This window comes from Pseudorhodoferax soli (assembly GCF_003337555.1).
GTDB classification, from domain to species: Bacteria; Pseudomonadota; Gammaproteobacteria; order Burkholderiales; family Burkholderiaceae_C; genus Pseudorhodoferax; species Pseudorhodoferax soli.
This window is the reverse complement of the sequence record NZ_QPJK01000004.1, coordinates 204,824-226,519: the sequence shown is the minus strand read 5'-3', so window position 1 is coordinate 226,519 and position 21,696 is coordinate 204,824. Positions and strand designations below refer to the sequence as shown.

The following is a 21,696-nucleotide window of genomic DNA, read 5'->3' as shown; positions in this document are numbered from 1 at the left end:
GTGGACGGTCACAGGCCCCGCCACCACCGCCACCCCAGCCAGCAGCACCCCAGCGCCAACCCCACGCCTACCAGCGTGAGCACGAGGTTGGTGGCGTAGGCTGCCTCACCCGCCTGGTAGACCGTGCCCAGCTTCCCCGCCACCTGCCCGGTGCGCCAGGCGCGCCACAGGTGGCGCAGGCAGTAGGCCAGCACCGCCAGGCCGCCGGTCAGCATCAGCAGGCCGGCGAGGCGGTTGCCGCCCGGCGGACTTGCCAATCAGGCCACCACGCCCTGCGACACCACCGACGGCACCACCTTCAAGGCCACGGTCGGCAGGGCCGCGTCGCGGCTGGCCGCCGCGCTGCGGCCTGAGGCATCGCCCGAGGCCGTCGCCAGCCCGATGCTGCCGCCGCTGGCCAGCGCGAAGTTCGCCAGTGCGCCCGAGAGGTTCAGCACCGGCGTGTCGGGCTGCACCGGCTGTGCCGGGATGGCCGGGATCGTGGCCGTGGCGGCCGCGCCCGCCGCACGGCGCTGCTGGATCATCGCGGCGTCCATCGAGTTGAAGGCACCGTCGCCCGTCACGTCGCCCACCACCACGAAGTCGATGTCGTTGGCCCAGGGGAGGTGGTTGTCCAGGCGCACGATCAGGCGCTGGGCGGCGGTCACGTCGTTGGCCTCGTACTTGCCGTTGCCGTCCATGTCGCCGGCATAGCCGACGAAGACCAGGCCGGCATCGGCCGCCTCGGGCCGGGCCGCGCCGTTCACCATCAGCTGGTCGACCACCATCAGGCCCGCGCTGCCCAGCGTGGCCGTGGCGCTCACGGTGCCCACCACGCCCAGCAGCTGCAGGGTGCCGGCAGGCAACGCGGTGGCGCTGGTGATGGTGATGCGCACGCCGCCTTCGGCTGCCTGCACGCTCAAGGTGGCGCCAGCAGGCAGCTGGCTGCCGCGCCGCACCTCGGTGATGCGCAGCAGCGCCGGATCGGCCCGGAGCAGGAAGCTCAGGCTGGTCACCGTGCCATCCGTCGTCAACGTGATCGGCATGCCGCCGTTGGCGGTGGCCGGCACGGCCTGGCCCGGGCCCCGCGCGAAGTCGGGCAGGCGCAGCCGCACGGCGGGCAGGGTGCCCACCTGGAACTGGCCGCCCCAATCGCCGCCGGCCGCGCCGTCGCCGTCGCCGTCCAGGTGGCCGCGCTGCGTGCTCGTCAGTGCCTGCGCGCCGGATTTCAGCTGCAGCGTGTAGGCATCGGCCTCCAGCGCCGCGCCGGTGCGCACCCAGGTCAGTCCCTTGCCGTCGGCGTCGAACACCACCGAGCCGAATACCTGGCCCACGCGCGCGCCCGTGACCGTGAAGTCGGGGTTGGCGCCATAGAGGTTGAACTGGCTGGCGTCGATGGCGTCGTTGAAGCGCAGCGAGAAGCCCCAGGCGAACTGCTGCACCGCGCTCACGCGCAGCGTGCCCATCTGCACGCCGATGCTGAAGCTGCGTTCGGCCGTGCCGCCCTGGCCGTCGCTGACCTGCACGCGCACGGTCTGCGGGCCGGGCAGCGCCACGGCGGTCCAGCGCAGCTCGCCCGTCGCCTCGTCCAGCGTGGTGCCCTCGGGTGCCTGCAGCAGCGTGTAGCGCAGCGCGTCGCCGTCGACATCGCTGGCCTGCAGCTGCAGCACCATGGTCTGGCCTTCGGTCAGCTGCTGGTCGGGCAGCGCGGAAAGCAGCGGCAGGTCGTTGACCGGGCGCACCGTGATCTGCACGGTGGCGCTGCTGCTGCGCCCGCCGGGGCCGGCGATGCTGTAGGCGAAGCTGTCGCTGCCGTGGAAGTCGGCGTCCGGCGTGTAGACCAACTGGCCTTCGACCAGGGCCACGCTGCCGTGCGCCGGGCCGTCGCCGATCAGCGAGAGCACCAGGCCCTTGGCGTCGGCGATCTGGTCGTTGGCCAGCACGTTGACGGTGACCGAGCCGTCCTCGTCCAGTGCGGCCTCGTCGGCCACGGCCTGGAAGGCGCCGGCGTCCACGCTGCGCAGGCCCAGCGCGATGCCGGCCTGGTCCAGCCCGCTCGTGACGGTCAGCGCCACGCTGTTGCCCGCCACCTGGCCGGCCGGCGCCACCGCGCGCAGCGTCACGCTGCCCGGGCCCATGTTGTGGAAGGCGAAGCGGCCGTCGACATCCGTCGTGGCGGCCTGCTCGCCCTGGTCGAGGTTGCCGTTGTCGTTGGTGTCCAGGTAAACCTGGATGCCGGCCTGCGCGGCCTCGCCGGCGTCCTGCACGCCGTCCTTGTCGTCGTCGGCGTAGACGACGCCTGCCACCTGGCCCAGCTTGAAGTTGCCGAAGTCCTGCCCGCTGGCCGTGGCGCCCGGCGCGACCTGCAGCGTGCGAGCGCTGTAGGCCGACAGCGGGCCGTCGGTCGGCGTCTCGCCCTGGCCGCCACCGCCCTCGCTGCCGCCGCCGGCCGCCGCGTAGGCCTGCAGGCCGCGCAGCAGCTTGGGGATGTCCAGCTTGTTGTAAGACGCGCTGGTGTTGACCACGTTGTCGCTCTCGTCGTCACCGTCCACCGCACGGTAGGTGTTCTTGGCCAGCAGGTCGGCGAATTCGCCGGTCGTCAGGTAGCGGCCCATCAGCAGCTTGGCCGCCTGCTGGACGAGTGCCGCCGCGCCGCTCATGAAGGCCGCCGCCTGGCTCGTGCCCTGCATGGTCGACAGCCCGCCATTGAGGCCGGCCGAGGTGAAGCGCGCGCCCGGCGCCATCACGTCGATCTGATCCGGATCGCGCTGCGTGAAGCTGGCGATACGGCCGTAGGCCGTGGTGTAGTCGGTCGAGCCGCTGGAAAAGCGCCACGGCCCACCGAAGTTGCCGGCCCACATGGCGCCGACCGACAGCACGGCCGGGTCGGCGCCCGGGTAGGCCACGCCCATGGCGCCGCCGGTCTGGTAGTAGTTGTTGCCGGCCGCGGCGATGGTCACCAGCCCGCGCGCGGCCAGGCGCTCGAACAGTTCGCCCATGCCGTAGCGGCTGATGGCCTCGCCCCAGTTGCCACCGTCGCCCAGCGACATGTTGATCACGCCGATGTTGTAGGCCTCGGCATTGGCCTCGACCCATTCGAGCGCTGCCTTGAGCTTGCTGAAGTAGCCCTGGCTGTTGGCGTCGAACACCTTGAGCACGACCAGGTCGGCCCCGGTGGCGATGCCGCTGTACTGCGCATCCTGCCCGGCGATCACGCCGGCCACGTTGGTGCCGTGGCCGATCGTGTCGTTGGCGTCCGCATCGCCGTCACCGAAGTCGTACTGGTACACGATGCGGTCGGACACGCCGTCCCCGTCGCTGTCGGGGCCGAAGAAGCTCGAATCGGTGTCGACACCGGTGTCGATCACCACCACGCGCACGCCCTGGCCCGTCAACGAGGCCAGCAGCGGGTCGGTCAGCGTGTCCATCTTGGAGAAGTGCGAGGCCGCCTGGCCCTGCGTGTACTTCTCCAGCACGAAGGTGCCGCAGCCGCAGTCGTAGTTCAGGCCGGTCTCGTTGAGGTAGGCCTGCAGCAGGTCTTCCTCCACGTCGGCCACCATGCCGGGCAGGCTGAGCAGCGCGTCGAGCGCCTGCTCGTGGCCGCCGCCGGCCTCCACCGTGCCGGGCGCGGTCTGGATCCAGCCGGTGCGCGCTTGCTCGACCACGCGGAAGCTGCCGGGCAAGAGGCCCGTGAACACGTAGTGGCCGTCCGCGTCCGTCAGCGTAGAGCGCTCGCCGGCGTCGAGCGCGTCGTTGCCGTTGTCGTCCAGGAAGATGGTCCAGCCGGCCACGCCCAGCTCGCCCGCGTCGCGCTGGCCGTTGCCGTTGGTGTCTTCGTACTTCACGCCGCTGATGCTGCCGGGCTGCACGGCCGCGATGTCGCGCGTGAAGGCCTCGCCCGACTTGGGTGCGTACACGGCCGAGGCCAGCAGCGGCAGGTAGCCGTCGCCGGCGAACAGCACCACGCGCAGCGTGGCCGGTGCCAGGTCCTGGAAGCTGTAGCCGCCTTGCGCGTCGGTGGTGGCGGTGGCCTCGCCGGCATCCGCCACGCCGTTGTTGTTGGCGTCCAGCAGCACCAGGCGGCCGGCCAGCGCGGCTTCTTCGAGGTCGCGCACGCCGTTGGCGTTGGCATCGTCGAACACTGTGCCCGACAGGCTGGCCAGCGCGAAGGCGCCGAAGTTCTGCGTGACCTCGGGCGCATCGGCACCGACCGTCACCTGCACCTCGGTGCCGGGCGTCATGGTCCAGCCACTGGGCGCGACCACCACGATGCGGTGGGTGCCGATGGACAGGCCCGAGAGCGTGTAGCGGCCGGTGCCTTCGGCCGTGACGGCCGAGACCTCGCCCGCGTCGAGCTGGCCATTGTTGTTGGTGTCGTCGAACACGGTCCAGCCGCCCTGGGCCAGCTCGTCGGCCTCGCGCGTGCCGGTGCCGTCGATGTCGTCGTACACCACGCCGCTGATGGTGCCGGTGCTGGCCAGCTGGCCCGCGAACTGCAGCGCCACGTTGCGCTCGCCCGCGTTGCCCACCTCGTCGCGCACCTGCGGCATGGCCACGCTGAAGCGGTAGCTGCCGGCGTCCGCCGTGCGTGCGGCCAGGCCGCTCAGCACGTACTGGGTGGCGCTCACGCGGGTCAGCGTGGCGCCGGCCAGCAGGTTGGCGCCGCTGTCGCGTGAGAGGCCCAGCGCGGCCAGCGTCATGCTGGCCGGGTCGATGGCTTCGCTGAAGTTCAGCGTGATGGTGTCCACATTGCCGTCGGCGTCGCGGTGCAGCACGGGCTCGGCCAGCGTGGGCTTGACCACGTCGACGAACACGCTCACCACCGCATCGGCCAGGTTGCCGGCCGTGTCCACGGTGCGCACGCGCAGCTCGTGCACGCCCGCGGCGTCGAGCTTCACGGCGATGCTGAAGTTCAGCCCGTCCACCGTGGCGTAGCCGATCTCGTTGCCCGTGGTGCGGTCGGTCACGCGCACCGACAGGCCGGCCTCGCCGAGCTGCCCGGTCAGCGTGAAGTTCAGCTGGTTGCTGCGCTGGTCGGTGCCCGAGACGCCGTTGTCCGGCGCGATGGCCAGGTCGGTGGCGGCCACCGGGTCGTGGAAGTCCATGACCCAGCTCTGGCCGGCCTCGCCGGTGCCGCCGTTGCCGGCCTCGTCGGCCAGGCCCGCGCCGCTGACGCTGAACGCGTAGGTGCCTTCCAGCCCGCTCACCCAGTTGAAGCCCGTCACGCGGTAGGTGTTGCCCGAGACGTACTCGACCTTGGTCTGCGCGTCGACGAGGTTGCCGCTCTGGATGCCGGCCACGGTGCGCGTGAGCACGATGTCGCGGTAGTCGAAGGTGGCCAGGTCCACGCGTTCGGACAGTTCCACGTCCAGGCCCAGTACCACGGTCTTGCGCACGGTGTCGACGAGGTCGACCACGTCGAGCACGCGCGGCGCCACGGTGTCCATGCGCCAGCCGACCGACTGGCTGCCCAGGCCGGCCGCGCCGCTGGACGACAGCAGGCCGGTGGACAGCAGCGTCAGCGTGTAGCTGCCGTCTGGCACGGTGGCCGCAGCCAGCCCGCTCAGGCGGTACTGGTTGCCGGCCAGCGGCGTCAGCGCGAGCGTGGCGCTGGCCAGGCTCTGCACCACGCCGTCGCGCTCCAGGCGCAGGTCGCTGGCGCTGAAGCTGGCGGCGTCCAGCGCGGTGTTGAAGGTGATGTCCACCATGTCCAGCGGCGTGTGGCGCGCGGCCGGGCCGGCCGCCATGCTCAGCACGTAGGGGCCGATGTCGCCCATGCCCCAGGTCTCGGTCAGCGCGCCCTCGCCAGCGTTGCCGGCGTAGTCGGCGATGCCGGTGGCGTTGACCGTGAGCCGGTACAGCCCGCTGCCGGCCGTGACGCTGGCCAGGCCACCGATGCGGTACAGGTGGTCGGCCGCGGCGCCGATCTGCGTCACCGTGATGCCGCTGGCGCCGGCCAGCAGGTTGCTGCCGTCGCCGCCTTCGCGCGTCAGCGCCAGGTCGGCCACCGAGAAGCTGGCCAGGTCCAGCGCCTCGCTGAAGCGCACGTCCACCGTGTCAACCGGTGCCGTGGCCGGGTCGGGCGAGACCGGCAGCACCTCGACCAGGCGCGGCGCCACCGCGTCGTCGATCTTGTAGTAGGCGGTGTAGCTGCCCGTGGAGCCCTCGTCGATGAAGTGCAGCAGGTTCTCGCGCACGGCACCGGCCAGCGATTCGGGGAAGCTGCGGTCGGTGCGCCAGACCTCGCGGCCCAGGCTCAGCACCTTGCCGTCCGAGCGCACGATGCGGTCCAGCGCGTAGCCCACGCCGGGGTCGGCGATCTTGAAATAGCCCCAGCCCGCGGCCGCGTCGGCCGTCAGCGTGACGGACAGCGCGCCCGGCGATGCCGCGCGGTTCGCCGCGGCATTGGCCAGGGTCTTGACCACGTGCTGCGAGCCGTCGTTCATGTACAGCCGGTCGGGCGTGTGGTCGCTGTCGGGGTCGTCGTTGGCCAGGAAGTCGGGCGCATCGCCCGCATTGGCCTTGACCGAGCGGATCAGCTCGTGGATGTTGACCGACTCGATCAGCGACAGCCGCGTGTCGCCCATGCCGTCCAGGTGCTCGAAAGTGGCCGTGTAGTCGATGAACTTGCCCTGCAGCGTGGAGGTCATGTTCCACTGCGCCACCTGGGTCTGGCCGGCGGCGATGTTGCCGAGGTTGGCCGTCAGCGTGGGCGCCTGGGCCTGGTCGCCGACCTGGGTGCCGACGATCTTGAAGTCGATCAGCAGGCCCTTCTCGTTCTCGATGATCTTGGGCTGGGCCGAGGTGATCGTGAAGTTGCGCGCATCGCCGGCGCCGTCGTTGTACGCCAGCAGGCCCAGCGCGAACTCCTCGCTGGGTTCGACCACGTCGTCGGTGAACGGGTCGTCGCCGTAGACGTCGCGCTGCTGGAAGTAGTGCAGGTTCAGCCGCGCCTCGGGGTAGACCGTGATCTGCGCGGCCACCAGCGGCACCGTGATCTTCTGGCCGCCTTCCACATAGCTCAGCGTGCCGCCGATGGTGTAGCGCGTCGGCTGGTTGCGCGCGGCGTCCACGGTGGGGATGAACAGGTACTGCGCGCTGCCGGTGGCACCACCGGCCAGCACGCCGCTGCCGTCCAGGGCTGTGAGGCCGCTCAGCGTCGGGCCGCGCGCGGCGAACAGGTCGTTGACGGCGTTGCCGGCCTCGTCGCGGATGTCCAGCACCAGCTGCACGCCGGTCAGCGGCACACCGGTGTTGCCGTTGACGATCTGCAGCGTGCCCTGGAAGGCCGTGCGCGTGAGCACCGCCTGCTGCTCGATGCTGATGCGCACCTGGGCGCAGATGCCGGCCTCCTCGGCGTTGAGGACGCCGTCGCCGTCGGCGGCGAGTGCCGCCAGCTGCTCGGTGCGCGATTCGTTGTGCGCCTCCACCGCCGCCAGCGCCTCGGGCGCCACCGCGCCGGAGGCCACGGCCGCCATCAGGCCCTCGTCGGCGCGCTGCTGCTCCAGCGCCGAGACGGGCTCGCCGCGGCAGTTCACGTACTGGATGTCGTAGGTCCAACCCGAGCCGCTGGCGTAGCCGCCGCCCGGGTACCACCAGCCCCAGCCGCCACCGCCGGACGGGCCGCCCGTCACCGTGCCGCTGCCGCCGCCGATCGGCCCGAGGATCTGGCACAGGCAGGCCAGCAGGTCGTCTAATGCGCCGGCCGCACCGGCCGCCGCGCCCCAGGGGCCGGCCGTGACACCGCCGACGATGGCGCCGCAGGCCGCGTTGATGAAGAACGACAGGCAGTCGTCCGCGTCCAGGCAGGACAGCAGCAGGTCGAGCGCGTCGCAGCCCAGGTCCAGCAGGTTGAAGTCGTCGCCGATGTAGCTCAGCAACTGGCCGGCGGCGGCCTCGTTGAAGTCCATCGCGCACAGCACCGGCTTGATGTCGGTCTTCTCGCTGTACCAGCGACCGTCGGGCCCGCAGCGCAACTTGTAGGCGGTGTCGATGCCCAGGCACTTGACAATGGCCGAACCCCAGCCCTCCGGGCCAATGCCGCCGTTGGACAGTGAAGCCGCGGCCAGCATCTCCGGCGTGACGCCGTCCTTCACGCGGATCGTGATGGGGATCTCCACCGAGCTCTTGGCCGGCAGGATGTCGATCACGCTGGTCAGCGCCACGATCTCGAACAGGTCGTCGTTGGGCACGTTGATGCGCACGTCCTCGGCCTGGATCAGGCCGTGGTTGGAGACCTTGATCGTGATCGTCGAGGTCACGCCCGGCAGCACCACCGGCATCTTGAGTGCGTCCACCGTGATCACGGGCACCGGCACCTCGGTCTCGAAGGTCGATTCGAGCTTGATCTGGTAGCGGTCCTGGATCTCCACGGGCACCACGTTCCACGAGTAGCTGACCAGCTGGCGGTCCAGGAAGATGGTCTGCTCGCTGGTGGTGCCGGCCGTGATCATCTTGGTCGCGCGGTAGCTGCTGTGCTTGTCGGCGTTGACCGTGAGGATGTAGTTGCCCTCGGGCACGCCGGTCAGCAGCACGGTGCCGCTGGCGTCCGTGGTGGCGGTGGCGATCACGTCGAAGGTGTAGGGGTCGGTCAGCGTGACGGTGGCGCCGGCCACGTTCGGCGCGCCCTCGGCGTAGTAGGTCAGCTGGTCTTCGACCGTGACGCGCATCTCGCCCTTGGCCTCGCTCACGGCGCGGAACTGGAAGGGCATGGCCAGCCCGCCCAGGCGCGCGTTCAGCGCGATGTTGCCGTCGTAGCGGATCAGGTCGGCGTTGTCCTCGGTGGGCGTCAGCGCCACCGTCACCGTGGCCTTGCCGCCGGCCGCGATGTTGTCGATCACCGCTGCGCTGACGAGCTTGAGCCACGGGAAATCGGGCAACTGCACGGTGACGGGGCCGGTGTCGGCCGCGCCCTGGTTCGTCACCTCGAACGAGACCAGCGTCTGCCGGCCCATCAGCATGCCCTGGGCCAGGTAGCCGGGCGTGGCGACGAGCTTGGGCGTCTGCGGGATGCAGGCCAGGTCGAGCACCAGGCGCTCGGTCGCGCCTTCGGCCGTGGTCAGCACCAGCATGCCCTTGCTGGCCACGAGCTGGTCGGTCACGCCATGGCCGGTGAAGCGCCAGCTGACCGTGACCGAGCCGTCGCCGGCCAGGTTGGGCGCCAGGTTCACCACCTCGAACTGGAAGTTGCCGGCCAGGCCTTCGATGCTGGCCGACAGGCCCGTGAGCGGCACGTTGCCCATGTTCTCGAGCACGAAGCTGCCCTCCAGCGGCGTCTCGTTCGTGCCCAGCGCGCGGATGTAGGGCACGCTGGCCTCGATGGCGAGCAGCTTGAAGCTGTCCTGCACCGTGAAGTCCTTGTCGCCCGTGAAGCCGGCGCCGATCTCGAAGATGCCGGCCTCGCCGGGCAGCGGCACGAAGTCGACGCTGAACTTGCCGCTCGCGTCGGTGGTGGCGTCCAGCAGCCGCTCGACCGTGCCGACCCGCACCATCACCTTGACGGCGGTGTTGGCCGCGGCCTGGCCGGTGCGCACGTCGGTGGCGGTGCCTGTCATGGGCACCACCGTCTGGCCGGCCTCGCCGCTGACGGCCAGCTGCGTGACGGCGGTCTGCACCGTGGCGGTGATGGGCGCGCGCACATCGAGCGGCAGCGAGGACACGCCCACGTTGTTGCGCTCCGAGCCTTCGTTCACGCTGGAGAGCGCGTCGGTGACCACGATCACGCGGTAGGTGCCGGTCTCCTCGGGCAGCAGGATGGAGGCGGTCTGCGTGTAGCCCTGGCCCTGCGGCACCGGGCTGGTGTGGATCACGGCGGCGACCAGGCGGTCGGCCGAGCTCAGCACATCGTCGCGCGAGAGGTAGACGCGGTCTCGGAAGCCGCCGTTGGCGGTGGCCAGGCCTTGGTTGGTCACGGTCCAGCTCAGGTCGATGCGGGTCTGGGCGTAGCCGCTGGCGGGCTGGCCGATCTCGGTGACGACGAGGTCGGGCAGGTCGCCCTCGGTCACGTTGAAGCCGGCGGCGCCGCTGCTGAAGCCCGTTGCGCTGGCGCGGATGGTCACGGCCTGCGTGCCGTCCACGGTGTTGTCGGCCTGCGGTGCGATGCTGAAGGTGGCGGAGTCCTGGCCCGCCAGGATCGTGACCGTGGCCGGCACGCGGGCCTCGGTGGTGTCGCTGCTCGACAGCGTGACCACCAGGTCGCCCGTGGTGGCCGTGTTGCGCCTGACCGTGCCGGTGATGGCGCCGCGCAGCTCGCTGGCGCTGTCGGCCGAGAGCGTGACGGACAGCGTGGGCCCATCGTCGTCGGTCACGAGGATGGCGTTGGAGGTGGCGTTCTGGCGCAGCTCCACGCCGGCCGGGTTGAGCATGGTGGCGAACACGTTCACGTTGCGGCTGCCGTCGCCCGACAGGGTGTTGTCCACCGGGCTGGCGTTGAAGTGCACCTCGGTCTCGCCCGCCGGGATCACCACACGCGTGGGCACCGTCAGTGCATCGCGGTTGTCGCTGAGCACGTTGAACACCAGGTCGTAGGTGCCGGGGCGGTCGCGCCGCAGCGTCACGCCCACGGCGTTGGCGCCGGCGCCCTCGGCTACCTGGTTGCTGCTGAACGTCATCGTGAGCTCGGGCAGCTCGTCGTCGGCGATGGCGACGTTGACCGAATGGGCCGTGTAGCCGTCGGCGGCGGCGTTCACGCGCACCTCGCGCGTGCCCCAGACCTCCTGGTCGTCCATGATCTGGGCCGCAAAGCTCACGCTGGTGGCGCCGGCCGGGATGGTCACGATGCCGGGCACGCGCAGCGCTGCGGTGTTGGCGCTGTTCAGGCGCACCTGCAGCGCGCCGGCACCGGCGTCGGTGTTGCGGCTCACGGTCATCGTGAGCGTGCCCTGGTTCTCCTGCACCGCCAGCACCGCGCTCAGCGTCAGCGCGGCGCTGTTGCTGTCGGTCACGTTCAGGTTGCGGTTGTCGCCCAGCACGCCGTTGGCCGTCGCAGCGATGTTGACCAACTGCGTGCCGTCGACGATGCCGTCGGCCGGCAGGCTGACCGTGAAGTTGACGAGCGCCTGGCCGGCCGGGATGGTGACCGTGGCCGGCACCGTGGCCTCGCTGGTGTCGCTGGACACCAGGGCCACGGTCAGCGCGCTGCCGAGGTCGCCGTTGCGCTGCAGGCTGGCCGTGAAGCTGCCCGCGGCCTCGGCCACGCTGCCGACCAGGTTCAGCTGCAGCGCGGCGGGCACATTGCTCGCGTTGGCGGCGATGGCGGCGTTGTCCAGTTCGTCGCGCTCGAGCACGCGGTTGGCGCTGTCGGTGCGCACCACGAAGCGCCAGGCGCCGGGCGACAGCGTGGTGGGAAGCAGGACCTCGGCCGAGCGGGCCACCTGGCCATTGGCCGCCAGGCCGCCCGTGAAGCTGGCCGTGCCGACCAGGATGTCGCCGCCGATGGCGTTGTCCGACGACAGGTAGATCTGCGCCGACCAGTCGCCCGTGGCGGGCTCGGCAAGCGTATTGCGCTCGGTCCAGGTCACGGTGGCGGCCTGGCCGGCGCGGATGCTGGCCGGGCCCGCCACGTTGCTCACCGTGAGGTTGGGCAGCGGCGCCTCGGCCACGGCGAAGGCGGCCGAGACCGCCAGGTTGTTGTTCTCGCCGGCCGTCAGCTCGCGCAGTGCCTCGCCCGCATCGCTCTGCACGATGATGCGCCAGCTGCCCGCGGCCAGGTTGGCCGGCAGCTGCGCCTGCACGCTACGCAGCAGCACGCCGTTGGCATCGATGGCGCTGCCCACCGTGGTGGTGGCCAGCAGGATGTCGTTGCCGTCCAGCACGTCGTTGGACGAGAGGAACACGCGCTCCAGCCAGTCGGGCGGCGCGGCGGCGCTGCCGTCGTTGCGGGCGGTCCAGCCGATGGTGCTGGCGCGGCCCGCGGCTGCGCCGGCAGAGACCGTGATGCCGGTGGCGCCCACGTCGGGGTGGGTCACAGCCGTGGTGGCCGCGGCCTGGCCGCTGTTGCCGGTCTCGGCATCGGCCGCGCCGCTCTCGTAGACCTGGTTGTTGACGTCGGTGACCACGATCACGCGCCAGTTGCCGTCGGCCACGTTGGGCATCCAGAACTGGGTGTTGGCCTGGGTGGTGGCGTTGCCGGCCAGCGGGCTCTGGTGCGTGAAGCTGGTCAGGTAGATGGCGCCGGTCAGGCTGCCGTTGGACGAAAGGTAGAGGTGGTCGGTCCAGGGCGCGGCAGCGGCGCCGGCGCCGGCGTTGCGGATCTCCCAGCTCACGGCCTGCTGCTGGCCTGGGCGGGCCGTGGCCGGGCCGGCCACGTTCTGCACGCGCAGGTCCACCGACGGCGCCTCGCTGAGCACGATGCTGGTGGCGGAGACAGCGCTGTTGTTGCCGTTGAAGCGGCTCTCGGCCACCCAGTTGTAGATGTCGGACTCCACCACGAGCTTGAAGCTGCCGCTCACGCCGTTGGGCAGCGTGACCTGCTGCTGCTCGACGCGGCTGGCGCCCGCGGCCAGCGCGCCGGCGCTGCGCGCGAAGTCGCCGAGCTGGATGGCGCCGGAGCCGTCGCCGATGGCGCCCGTGGGCGACAGCCAGAGCCGGTCGTACCACCAGGTGTTGCCGGTGGCGGCGTCGCCCTGGTTGGTGGTGCGCCAGCTGACGGTGACGCTCTGGCCGCCGTTGCCGTTGGCTGGCAGGCTCAGTTCGCTGACCGTGAGGTCGGCGTGGTAGGGCGTCAGCAGCGCGGCGCGCAGCGCGCTCAGGTTGTCGTTCTCGGCGTCGGGCTCGACCACGGTGTTGAACACGTCGGTCACCAGCGCGAAGCGGTAGTTGCCGTCGTAGCCGGCCGGCACGGTGGCCGACCATTCGACGGTGTAGCTGGCACCCGCGGCCAGCGCGCCGTTGCGCGCCACGGTGGCCACGGTCACGTCGTCGGCGTTGCCGATGACGGCGTCGGCCGACAGCACGATGCGGTCGTGCCAGGCCGTGCCCGGCGTGGCGGCGTTGCCGCTGTTGCGCACGGTCCAGGCGAAGGCGGCGGCGTCGCCGCTGCGCTGCGTGGCGGGCGCGGTGAAGTCGGTCACCACGAGGTTGGCGGCCTGACTCAGCACGGCCGCGCGGGTCACCTGGGCCTGGTTGTTGCCTTCGTTGGTCTCGGTCAGGCCGGAGGCGTTGCTGGCGTTCTGGTCGGCCACCACGGTGAAGCGGATGTTGCCCACCGAGGCCTGGCCCTCCGGCAGCCGCAGCTGAAAGTTGCGCGTGGCCGAAGCGCCCACGGCCAGCGCGGTGGTCGGCGTGTAGAACACATCCAGGTTCAGCAGCGTGGCGCCGGTGTCCACGTTGGTTACGACGATGTGGTCGAACCAGCCCGTGGGCGTGGGCGCGTTGCCCTGGTTGCGCACCGTCCATTGCAGGTCGACCAGGCCGCCGGAGACCGGCGTGGTGGTCAGCACCGCGAGGCCGTCGATCGTGAGGTCGGGCGCCGAGGTGAACGAGGTGCTGGCCGCGTTGTTCGCCTCGGCCGTGTCGGTGGCGTTGTACTCGGCCACGGCGCCGTCGGCGTCGGCCGTGACGGTGACCTCGAAGTTGCCGATGCCGTTCACGCCGGCCGGCCAGGTGAACACATACTGCCGCGCCAGCGAACCGCCCGCGGCAATGGCCGCGCTGCCGGCCGGCACGGTGACGCGCTGGTCGAGCACGACGGCGCCGGTGCTGGTGTTGCGCACCACCACGCGGTCGACCCAGCCGTTGGCGGGTGCGGCGTCGCCGCGGTTCTCGTCGCGCCAGCTGACCGTGACCTGGTCGCCTGCCTTCAGGCCAGTGGACGGAGCGATGCCCAGCTGCGCCACGCCCAGGTCGGGGTAGACCAGCAGCGTGGAATTGACCGTGGCCTGCAGCGTGTTGTCGGACTCGCCGGCCGCGCCCTTCTCGAGCACAGCGTTGGTGGTGTCGGTGATGACGGTGATGGTCAGCAGGCCCGCGCCGGCCGCGCCGGGCGGCAGCAGCACCTGGGTGCTGCGCGCCTTGGCCTGGCCGATGCCGATCGCACCAAGCACGGCCGGGTCGTAGGGCAGCAGCACGTTGACCACGGTCTGGCCCTGGGCGTTGGTGACAATCACGCGCTCCTGGAAGGCGGTGTCGAGCGCGCGGTCGCCGCTGTTGGTGGTCTGCCAGGCGATGTTGAGCGTGCCGCCGGAGTGCACGCTGCCGTCCGCGCCGCTGACCTGCAGGTTCTGCACCTGCAGGTTGGGCGCGGGCTGCAGGCCGATGCTGAGCGCCACTGGCGCCTGCGGCAGCACCGGCACGATGTTGAAGCTGTAGCTGGTGTTGAGCGTGTTGGCTTCGTAGCCTTCGATGACCACCGTGTAGCGGCCGGTGTAGGCCAGCTGCGTGACGTCCACGTCCTGCAGGTCGGTGCCGCCCCAGATGCGCTGGCCGTACGGGTCGTACAGGCGCCAGTACATGGTCTGGTTGGTCGTGCGCGAGACCATGTCGAAGAAGAAGCTGTCGCCGGCCTGGGCGTCGAAGGCGTAGAAATCGACCTCGGTGCCGGGCGTCAGCGTTCCGTTCTGCGCGGTGCCGGGCGTCACCAACGTGGCCGTGCCCATGTCCATGAGGCGGAAGCTGTAGGCCCCGGCCGCGGCGACGCTGCCGTCGACCTGCAGCGTGTAGCTGCCCGCCGCCAGCAGGAAGGGGTCGTAGTGGTTGGTGTAGTCGTGGAAATCGCGGTTGCCGAACACCGCCACGCCGTCGCTGTCCAGGACGCGCCAGACGATGTCCGAGCGCTGGCTGAACGAGTCGAACCACAGGCGCTTGGCAGCGCCCAGCGTGAAGCTGTAGTTGGCCACGTCGCCGGGCTGGGCCAGGTTGCCGTTGACGGTGCTGCCCAGCGTCAGGGCCTGCGTGGAGTTGGTGCCCTCGTACAGCGTGAAGCCGTAGCTGGCCTGGCCGGCAGTGTCGAAGTAGCCCTCCAGCGTGAGGATGTAGCTGCCGTCGCGCGGCACGGTGAGGCTGTCGCCCTGGTTGTTGAAGTAGCCCTGCGCCACCGTGCCCAGGGTCTGCGCGTCCAGCAGGCGCCAGTAGGCGTTGCCCGTGTTGGTGGTGGTGGTGGCGTTGAGGAAGTAGCGCGCGCCGGCCTCGCCGTCGAAGCGGAAGAAGGCGGCGCTGTTGGCCTGCGCCAGCGTGCCCGCCACGGCGGTGCCCGGCGTGAGCGTCTGCGCCACGGCGTCGATGTCGATGAGCTTGAAGGCGAACGGCGTGAGCGCCCAGTCGTAGGGCGTGCGCACCGAGAAGGCGTAGTCGCCGGCCGGCAGGTCGTAGTAGCTGCGCTGGTTGGGGCCGTCGGTGTCGTACGCCCAGTGCTCGGCCACCGTGCCGGCCGGGCTGCTCAGGTTCCAGATCTTGTAGTAGGCGTTGTTGGTCGATGGGGTGAGCGTGTCGACATAGATGCGGCGCGGCTGGGCCAGCGTGAAGGTGTAGACGGCCGGCGTGTCGATGGCGGTGCTGGTGCCGTTGACGGTGGCCACGCCGGCCGTGAAGGTCAGCGCGGTGCCGGTGGGCAGGGCCGGCGGCGCCACCGTGCCGGCCAGGTGCACCTGGAAGCTCGGCCGGGTGGTGCCACGCTGGTCGACCTGGCCTTCGATGGCCAGCACATAGGTGCCGGTGCGGGCCAGCGTGAGCGTGGGCGAATCGCTGGTGAAGTAGCTCTCGTGGATCTGGCTGCCGAACGGGTCGTACAACCGCCAGTAGGGCGCGTTGCCGCCGGGCCAGGCCAGCTCGTCGAGCACGATCTGCTGGCCGGCCACGCCGGAGAAGCTGAACAGCCGCGTGGCGTTGGCGGGCTCGGCCAGGTAGGCGATGGTCTGGTCGTAGGCGATGGCTTCGGCGTTGGCCAGATTCAGCAGGCGGAACGCGAAGTCGCCCGTGTTCTCGCCGTCGGCGTCGATCACCAGCGTGTAACTGCGGCCGGCGCGCAGCAGCGTCAGGCTATTGCTGGTGTGCGCGGCATCGGAGTCGCGCAGGCGCCGGTTCTGCAACGCCTCGCCATTGACCTTGGCGACCACGCCGCCGCCCTCGTCCAGCAGCGACCAGGTGAAGTTGCCGTTGGTGGTCAACGTGTCGAACAGCACGCGGGTGTCCTGCGCCACGCTGAGCTGGTAGAGCACGCGCTGGCCGGGCTGGGTGATGCGGCCCTCCACCACGGTGGCCGGCAGGGCGGCATTGACGCTCTGCACGCGCGCCGTGAGGCCGCCGGCCGCGCTGCCTTGCACACCCAGGTTGTTGCCGCTGCCCCCGCTGATCGGCAGCAGCAGCACCAGGCCGGCCTCGTTGCCCGCCAGCGCGGTGGTGCTCTGCGTGGCACCGATCTGGGCCGCCGTGCGCGCGGTGTTCCAGACCCGCACGTCGGCCACGGCGCCGTACAGCGGTGTGCGGTCGGTGAGCTCGGTCGCGCCGACGAACAGCTTGGCATTGGGCTGGCTGCTGGCGGGGCCGTCCTGGTAGTACTGCAGTTGGGCCGAGGCCACCAGGTTGCCATCGACATAGATCGCGGCGGCGCCCGTGCTGCGGTTCACGCTGGCACTGAGCCGGTGCCAGGCGTTCAGCGAGACGGCGCTGGCGGCCGAGCCGATGTTCCAGAACTGGTCGTAGGGGTAGTCCGGGTTGCTGCTGCCGAGCTGGTGGCTGTCCAGGTTGATCTGGCCCTGCGGACCGATCCACAGGCCGTAGGTCTGGTGGTTGTAGTCGCTGCCGCGCGAGACCACCGGCATCCAGCCGTTGCTGTAGCTGTCGAGCCGGACCATGGCTTCGATGGTGAAGTTGCCGGTCAGGTCCAGCGCCGCGCTGGCCGAGACTTCCAGCTCGCGGCCGTCGCCCAGCTGCACGGCGCTGCCGGCGGCCTCGGGGCCGGCCACCCATTGCGGCGCGCGGACCTGGCTGGTGCCCAGCACCAGCGGCACGGCCTGGTCCTGCACGGTGCGCACGGCGAAGCGCACATCGCGCTCGCTGGATGCGCTGCCTGCGGCGGTGTAGTCCTCCAGGATCAGCGTGTAGGTGCCGGTGCGGCTGGCCGCGAAGGTGTCCACGTCGGCGGCCCAGTTCACGCCGAAGACCTGCGCGCCCGTGGGATCGAGCAGGCGCCAGGCCGGCTGGCTGCCCGTATAGGCCAGCATGTCCAGGAACAGGCGCTGGCCGGCGCTGGCCTCGAAGGTGAACAGGCGCGCCATCGCGCCGGGCTCCAGCCGGGTCTGCACCTCGGCATTGAGCGACACCGGCTGCTGCGCGGCGGCCACGTCGACGAGGCGGAACGCGAACTCCCCCACGGCGGCGCCCGCGGCATCGACCGTGAAGGTGTAGGTGCCGGCGGGCAGCTGCAGCAGGTTGTAGCTGTTGCTGCTGTCGGCGCCGTACAGGCTGGTGCCGATGTTCACGGTGGGGCCGGTCAGGCGCCAGTTCAGGTCGCTGCGGTGCGTGAAGTTGTCCAGGTAGACCGCACGCGCGCTGCCCAGCGTGAAGGTGTAGGTGCGCGACTGGCCGGGCGCGTCGATGCGGCCGACCACCAGGCCGGGCAGCTCGTCGGCCAAGCGCACGAGGTGGCCGCCCGCGCCGGCGGCGCCCGTGGCGTCCACCACCGCGGTGCCGCTGGCCTCGTTGAAGCGGTACAGCGCGGCCAGGCCGGCCTCGTTGCCCTGCAGGTTGGCGGCCATGCCGGCCACGACCTGCGCGTTGCTGCGCGCCACGTTCCAGATGCGCAGTTCGTCCACGCTGACGCTGTAGCCTTCCTGCGTGGCAGGGCCTTCGGCAGTGCGGCCCAGGCGCAGCGCGTCGTCGAGCTGCAGCGCGGCCTGCGGCGACAGGTAGCCGCTGACCACCTCGACGCCGTTGAGCAGCAGCCGCTGCTGGCTGTTGGCGCGGTCCAGCACCAGCGCCACGTGCTGCCACTGGCCGTTGGCCACGTTGGGCACCAGGCCGTCCGCGCTGGTGATGCCGTAGCTGCTGTCGTTGAGGTCGGTGGCTTCGGCGTAGATCTGGCCGTTGGCGTTGATCCACACGCCGTACTGCCGCGAGCCGGCCTCGTTGGTCTTGGCGAAGAGCTCGGTCCAGGTGCCGGTGCTGGGCCGGTCGATGCGGAACCAGGCCTCGACCGTCATCTGGCCGGGGAGGTTGGTGGCCGCGCCCTCGATCTCCACGTACTGGGTGCTGCTGATGGCCACTGCGCCACCGCCGTTGCGGCCGGCGGTGCGCAGCGCCTGCTCGTCGAGCGATTGGCCCAGCACGATGGGCTGCGGCGCCGCGGGCGTGACCTTGCGCAGCGAGAAGCTGTAGCCGGACTGGCGGTCGCGCTCGTAGGCGTAGCCGTCGAGCACCAGGGTGTAAGTGCCGGCCAAGGCCAGCGTGGTGTTCTCGCGGTCGGACACGCCGGTCTGCGTGAACACGGCGCGGCCATAGGGGTCGATCAGGCGCCACTGCGCCGCGTTGGCGCCGTCTTGGGCCAGCACGTCGAAGAACACCACCTCGCCGGCCTGTGCGTCGAAGCGGTACAGCTGGGCCGCGTCGCCGGGACGCAATTCGCCCTGCACGGTGGTGTCGTAGGCGATGGTCGTGGCCTGGGCCGCGTCCAGCAGCCGGAACGCGAAGCTGCCGGTGTGCTGGCCCTGGCCGCGCACCGTGATGCGGTACTCGCCCGCTGGCAAGTCGAGCAGGTTGTTGCTGCTGTTGTCGACCCAGCCCAGGTCGGTGCTGTCGAGGCTGGTGTTGGGGCCGCTCAGCGTGACATTGAACTGGCCGGGCAGCGTCAGCGCGTCCAGGAACACGCGCCGCGCCTGTGCCAGGCTCAGCGTGTAGGTGATGCTCTGGCCGGGCACCTCGAGGTTGCCGGCCACCACGCCGGCGATGCCGGCGTAGACGCTGGAAACGGTGGCGTTGCGGCCGTCGCCCGAGGCATCGGCCAGCACCGTGGCGCCGGAGGTGCTGAAGGGCAGCCACAACACCAGGCTGGCGTCGCTGGCGCTGGGCGCCGTGGTCTGCAAGCTGCTGACGTTGGCGGCGGTCAGCGCGCGGCTCCAGACCCGCACCTCGCTGATGCTGCCCTCGAAGCCGGAGGCGCTGGCGTACCAGTTCTCCTGCGCGTTGCCGATGGTCAGCGGGGTGGCGTAGGTGTGGTTGGCCACCGTGGCCGGCGGCAGCGCGGCGGCCGATTCGACGGCCTGCACGCCGTCGATGTAGATGCGCAGCTTGCCGTTAACGCGGTCGACCACGCCGACCACGTCGTACCAGCGGTCGGCCTGGATGCTGGCATCGGCCGTGCGGACGGTGTACTCGCCCCAGTCGGTGCCGATGGACAGGTGCAGGTAGCCGGCGCTGTTGAGCCACATCGAGTAGTTGCGCTGGGCGCCGTCCTGGACCTGGTTGCCCTTGTAGAGCAGCGACTGCCAGGTGGGATCGAGGTTGTCGGCCTTGAAGCGCAACTGAAAGCTCACATCGCCGGAAATGCTCAGGGCCGGATCAGCCGCCACGGTGGCGACCTGGTTGCCGTCGAAGTGCAGCGCAGGGCTGGCGCCGTCCGTGCCCCACTGCACGCCGGGCAGCTGCCCCACGCCGATGTCGTAGGCGATGGTGCGGTCCACCGGCCGCTCCAGCACGAAGCTGTAGGGCTGGGGTGTAGCGATGCTGTTGTGGCCTTCCACCAGCAGCGTGTAGCGGCCAGCGTAGGGCAGCACCACTTCCAGGTTGTCGGTGCCGGGGGTGGCGGTGCCGCCCGTGACCAGCCGGCCCCAGGGGTCGATCAGGCGGCGTTCCAGGTTGGTGAAGCCGGCCGAGCGCCCGTCCAGGAAGATGCGCTCGCCCGCGGTCGCGTCGAAGCTGTAGACAGCCACGCCGCTGCCAGGGTTGAGCGCGCCCTGCGTCACGCTGCCCGACGACAGCGGCGCGGCCGCCGCGGCCAGGTCGAGCAGGCGGAACTGGTAGGCAGCCACGGCCGAGCTGGTGGAGCTGACGGTCAGCGCGTAGTCGCCCGCGGCCAGGTTCCACACCTGGGCGCCATCGGTGCCGTAGCTGTTGCTCCACCCGCCGAAGCGCGTGCTGGCGGCGGTCTCGGTGCCGCGCGGGCCCTGCAGCGCGATGAACATGTCCACCGGCATGCCGCCCGTCAGCGGGTCGAAGTAGACCGTGGTGGCCTGGGCCAGCGTGAAGCGCCAGACCTGGCTGCCGCCGGCGGCGGCGATGGACCCGCTGGTGGCCGCGGTGCCGAGGCCCACGGCGCTGCCGGCCGGCAGGCTGACCGGTGTGTTGCCCAGGCTGACCACCGTGAAGGCGTAGTCGGTGGCCGGCGTGCGGTCGTTGTCGCCGCGCACCACCAGCGTGTAGTCGCCGGACAGGCCCAGCGCGATGTTGTCGACGTCGTACCAGCTGGAGGCCTGGGTGACGCGCCGGCCGTACGGGTCGTACAGCGTCCAGCTCAGCACGCCGGTGTTGCCGACGCCGGCCACTGTGGCGGTGCCGGCATCCAGCCGGATGCTGTCGCCGGCGGTGGCGGCGATGCGGTACACATGGGCCGCACCGCCCGGATTCAGCTGGCCGGCGGTGGATTGGTTGCGCTGGGCCAGCGTGGGGCTGCTGGCATCGACCAGCCGCAGCGCGTAGGCGCCCACGGCGGCGCCGGAGCCGTCGATGCGCAGCGTGTAGTCGCCGGCAGGCAGGTCCAGCACGCCCCAGGACGAGGCGTAGCTGTCGAGGCTGCCCAGGCCCTGGTTGCTGAGAGGGTTGCCGTTGGTGGCGTCGGTCACCACGCCGGCCGGGCCGGTCAGCGTCATGAGCAGGCTGTTGCTGCTGCTGCGTGAGTCGATCAGGATGCGTCGCGATGCGTCCAGCGTGAAGCGCACCACCGCGCTGTCGCCTGGCTCGGCCACGGTGCCGCCGATGGCCGCGCCGGCGGCGGGCAGCGTTCCCAGATTGGTCACGGGCGACGCCAGCGTGCGCAGCTCGAACGCATAGGCCGCGTTCAGCGCAGTGCTGCTGTTGCCGTCCAGGATCAGCGTGTAGCGGCCGTTGTAGGGCAGCAGCGGCAGCTCGGCATCGCTGCTCCAGGTGCCGATGCGGTTGCCGAAGGGGTCGTGCAGGCGCAGGTTGCTGCCGCTGGGCAGCGTGGTGGTGTCCAGCCACAGCGCGTCGCCGGCCTGGGCGTCGAACTGGTAGGCGACCTGTTGCGCGCCGTCGGCGAAGGTCCCGTTGACGGGCTGGCCCAGCGCGAGGTCGTCGGCGCGCGAGAGGTCGAGCAGGCGGAAGCCGTAGTCGCCCGTGGTCTGGCCCACGCCGTCGATGGTGATCCGGTAGTCGCCGGCGGCCAGGCCGAGCGGTGCATAGGCCGCGGCATTGCTCTGGCTGTCCAGCCCCTGGGCGTTGACCACGGTGCCGCTGGGGCCGGTCAAGGTCCAGCGCATGTTGCCGTTGTCGGTCTGGCTGTCGAAGGAGACGGTGGTCGCGTTGTCCAGCGTGAAGGTGTAGACATCGGCCTCGCCCGGGCTGTCGAGCCGGGCACTGATGGCGGCCACGGCCAGCGGGTCGGCGTCCATGAGCACGCGCTGCTCCAGTGTCTCCACGAGCAGCTTGCGCTTGAACGGCGCGGCGGCACGGCCCTTGCGGCGTGGCAGCAGCCGCGCGAGGCGCGACAACGCGCCGGTGGCGGGGGCAGGAACTTCAACAGCGGTGCGGATCGGGTCGCGGTGCATGGTGTCT

The 21,696-nt window shown here is 71.0% G+C and carries 2 protein-coding genes; both read right to left on the bottom strand.

What is annotated here, in order from left to right; translation table 11 throughout:
- Positions 1-8: 8 nt before the first annotated feature.
- Positions 9-257 (bottom strand): hypothetical protein, encoded by a 249-nt coding sequence (locus DES41_RS15775; protein ID WP_114468621.1) that lies wholly within the window; start codon positions 255-257, stop codon positions 9-11.
- Positions 258-21,689, bottom strand: a complete 21,432-nt coding sequence (locus tag DES41_RS15770) for a CARDB domain-containing protein (protein ID WP_114468620.1) — start codon at positions 21,687-21,689, stop codon at positions 258-260.
- Positions 21,690-21,696 lie beyond the last annotated feature (7 nt).

Excerpts from the sequence above, each read along its gene's own strand:
- DES41_RS15770 (WP_114468620.1), bottom strand. The coding sequence starts at position 21,689 with ATGCACCGCGACCCGATCCGCACCGCTGTTGAAGTTCCTGCCCCCGCC.